This is a genomic window from Thermogutta sp. (assembly GCF_014359955.1).
GTDB lineage: Bacteria > Planctomycetota > Planctomycetia > Pirellulales > Thermoguttaceae > Thermogutta.
Window position 1 is genome coordinate 1 of the sequence record NZ_JACIYL010000458.1, and the last position, 3,600, is coordinate 3,600.

The following is a 3,600-nucleotide window of genomic DNA, read 5'->3' on the forward strand; positions in this document are numbered from 1 at the left end:
AATCGTGGTGGAAAAGCCGTTCGGACGCGATCGAGAATCGGCCCGGCAACTGAATGCCAGGATCCACGAAGTATTCGCCGAACATCAGATTTACCGCATCGACCACTACCTGGGAAAAGAGACCGTCGCCAACGTTCTCGTCCTGCGATTTGCCAATACCATTTTTGAACCCATCTGGAATCGAAATTATGTCGATCACGTCCAGATCACCGCTGCGGAGGATTTGCCCATAGGTCGGCGGGCAAGTTTTTATGAATCCGCCGGGATTCTCCGCGATATGTTCCAGAACCACCTCCTCCAGCTCCTCACGCTGACGGCCATGGAGCCGCCCAGCCGGGTCAACGCGGACGACATCCGGGATGAGAAGGTGAAGGTGCTGCGGGCGGTTCGTCCTTTCACACCGGCCGATGTAGCGGCGAACACCGTCCGCGGCCAGTATCGCAAGTATCGCGATGAGCCCAACGTACCGCCCCACAGCCAGACAGCGACTTTCGGAGTGGTCAAGCTCTACGTGGACAACTGGCGATGGCAGGGCGTGCCGTTTTATCTCCGCTCGGGAAAAGCGATGTCCTGCCGCACCACGCAGATTGTCATTCAGTTCCGTGAACCTCCCCACATGATGTTCGAGGAAGGCCCCAAACATATTCACGAGGCCAACCGCCTGGTGCTTCAAATCCAGCCCGCAGAGGGCATCCAGATCCATTTTCAGACCAAAGTCCCCGATGCGGGAATGAAAATGCGTCTGACCGATCTGGATTTCAACTTCCGAGAGAAGTTCGCGGGCGAAATGCCGGAAGCCTACGAGCGATTGCTCCTCGATGTGATGATCGGCGATCCCAGCCTCTTTGCCCGCGCAGATGAGGTTGAACTTGCCTGGGGAATCATTGACCCCATCCAGCAGGTGTGGGATGCCGGCGGTCCTCCCCAACTGGAGCTTTACGAGGCAGGCGGGTGGGGACCTCCCTATTCGGAAGAATGGATGCAGCGACAGGGACGCCGGTGGTTCAATGTCTGCCCGGTGTTGGAGTAGATAAGTTACAGAATCCACACAGGACGCAACTCCACAAGCGAAGGCACAACAGCCTCCGGGATCACGAAGCGTGGAAATTTGCACAGTCCATACAAGATCGGAAATCTAATAGCCTCCGTCCTGCCTTGACACATTTCAAGACCTTTATCCTGGGAGCGTTACCCCTTTCACATTCTCGCGTTGCGGCTTCCTGGAAAGATGGGTAGAATTGCGGAGCCTGGCGGGCCATTTTCCGGACCGGGTGCCAGCACATCCCAGTCAGATTCTGCTGGATCACCGCCCTTGTTCCACCTTGCCAATGTGGAAGGATTCGCAATATGGGCACGGATGCGGCACTGAGCAAATATTCAGAGTTCGAGCAACTTCGCTTCGCGCGGGATGTCGTCAGTACGATCGGCCGGGCGGTCGTTCAGGCGGCGAGTTGTCTCGGGCCCTCCTTTTGCAGGGCCATTGCCCTCATCTCTTCCTGTTCCGGCAGCGTGATCGTCACGGGTATCGGCAAGGCGGGGCTTATCGGGCAGAAAATCTCCGCCACGCTGGCCTCCACCGGCACGCCCAGTCACTTCCTCCATCCTGCCGAGGCTGTCCACGGTGACCTGGGAAGAATACGCCGGGGAGACGTGGCCATTGTGCTCTCCTGGAGTGGAGAAACCGAAGAGATCGTTCGGTTGCTTCCGTTTTTCCGCGAAATGGATGTTCCCATCATCGCGATCACCAGCCGTGCGGAGAGCCGGCTCGGTCGTGCGGCGGTCGCTGTGATCGCACTGGGAAGCATGTGTGAAGCTGGACATTTACAGCTCGCCCCAACCACCACGACGGCCGCCATGCTCGCGGTGGGAGATGCGATCGCCCTGACGCTTTCCTACCTACGCGGATTCCGGCCGGAGGATTTCGCCCGGTTTCATCCGGGGGGAAGCCTCGGTCGCAAGCTGGGCAGAGTGGAAGACCAAATGCGTCCTCTTTCCCAGTGTCGGTTGGCCTCCGAACGACACACCATCCGCCAGATCATCGTGGAAACGCGGCTTCCCGGCCGTCGCACGGGAGCGATTATGCTCCTCGACGACGAGGGGCGATTGACGGGCATTTTCACCGACAGTGATCTTGCCAAACTCCTGGAAAGCCGTCGCGAATCCGTTCTCGACGAACCCGTTTCCGACCACATGACTCGATCTCCGATAACGGTGCCCGTGGGGACGCCGCTGCGGGAAGCCGTGGCGCTGCTCGCCCAGAAAAAAATCAGCGAACTGCCGGTTGTTGATGAGAACCACCGCCCCTGCGGTCTGCTCGATATCACTGATGTGATTGGCTTGTTTCCCGAGGCTTCCGCCGCCATCGATGCCGAGTTCGTATGGCATGACGAATCCGCAGAACATGCGCCCCAGAGCAACTCCTCCACGGAATCGAGCGACAGCAAGCGGGATGTTCCACCGACGATTATCCGTCTCGACCGTTCAAAAAGGAGCAGGCCCAATCAAACGGATTGATAATTCCGAGTAATTCCGAGCTTCGCCATTTTTGCTAAAAACCAACGAAGTTTGAAGCACGCACGAGAAATTTCAACGAGGCTGATGATGCCGCCCCAACACTCAAGAGAGACCGTCCCCGACCTGCCCGATGATCTTCGCCGACGCTGTCTGGCCGTTCGCGCGATCATTTCCGATGTGGACGGAGTTTTGACGACCGGCCAACTCTGGCTGAGTGAGCACGGTTACGAACTGAAAGGTTTTCACGTGCGAGATGGAATGGGGTGCGTCCTGTGGAAAAGAGCCGGATATCGCCTGGCACTGCTCAGCAAGCGGCGGTCCATTGTCGTCGAACAGCGCGCCAGGGAAATGGGCGTCGATCAGTTGATTCAGGGGGTCGGACCGAAATGGCCGGCGGTGGAGAATGTACTCAACGCGTGGGGGATATCCCCTCACGAAGTCTGTTATCTGGGTGATGATTTGCCCGACATTGCCGTGATGGAACGGGTGGGGCTGGGCGTGGCAGTGGCTGATGCTGCCCGGGACGTGCGCGCAGCAGCTCAATATGTGACGGCTGCATCGGGCGGATGGGGAGCCCTCCGCGAGGTCATCGAATTGATTCTTCGAACGCAGCGTCTTTGGCACACGCTTCTCGACAGCTATCTCGCCGAAGAACGGGGAGACACGCAAACGGATCGGAACAACTGTGCCGTCGTTACAGTTTCAAACACCCTCAAAAAATGCTGAGGCACCGCTGGGCACAGATCATTGTGAGCCTTTTGGTAACGGCTGCGGCCTACCAACTGTATGCCGTGCTGGCGGTCCCCCTCATCGAACCACAACCAGACCTGCAGAGTACTTCCCACCGCAGCGTGGACTTGCCTGCCGACCAGCGGCTTCAACAGCGCCTGCAAGCACTTTCGGCTTTCTTTCCAGGTCGAAGTCAGCTCATCAAAAACGCCAAAATGCTGGAAATCGACCAGACGACGCTGCTTTTCCAGGATTACTGGAATCTCGGTGAGGGGCGTGTGCTGGTTCGGCCATGCCTTCTGGTCTTTGATTCCCGCACTTCGCCGTCGCAAAAATGGCCGTCGAATCTTCCGGAAA

At 57.9% G+C, this 3,600-nt stretch carries 4 protein-coding genes; all 4 read left to right on the plus strand.

The features are described 5' to 3' along the window. Window positions 1-1,030, plus strand: a 1,030-nt coding sequence (gene zwf, locus H5U08_RS12965) for a glucose-6-phosphate dehydrogenase (protein ID WP_297033753.1), incomplete at its 5' end; no start/stop codon positions are given. Window positions 1,031-1,347: 317 nt separating this feature from the next. After that, complete coding sequence (locus H5U08_RS12970) at window positions 1,348-2,514, plus strand: KpsF/GutQ family sugar-phosphate isomerase (RefSeq protein ID WP_297033756.1); 1,167 nt, start codon at window positions 1,348-1,350, stop codon at window positions 2,512-2,514. Between the two features lie 84 nt (window positions 2,515-2,598). Next, the gene (locus H5U08_RS12975; RefSeq protein ID WP_297033759.1) at window positions 2,599-3,240 is read left to right on the plus strand and encodes an HAD hydrolase family protein; all 642 of its coding nucleotides are present in this window, start codon (window positions 2,599-2,601) and stop codon (window positions 3,238-3,240) included. Beyond that, a partial coding sequence (locus H5U08_RS12980; RefSeq protein ID WP_297033762.1) for a hypothetical protein occupies window positions 3,234-3,600 on the plus strand: 367 nt, incomplete at its 3' end. The genes H5U08_RS12975 and H5U08_RS12980, both read left to right, overlap by 7 nt.

Coding starts and splice junctions, on each gene's coding strand:
- H5U08_RS12970 (WP_297033756.1), top strand. CDS start 1,348: ATGGGCACGGATGCGGCACTGAGCAAATATTCAGAGTTCGAGCAACTT.
- H5U08_RS12975 (WP_297033759.1), top strand. CDS start 2,599: ATGATGCCGCCCCAACACTCAAGAGAGACCGTCCCCGACCTGCCCGAT.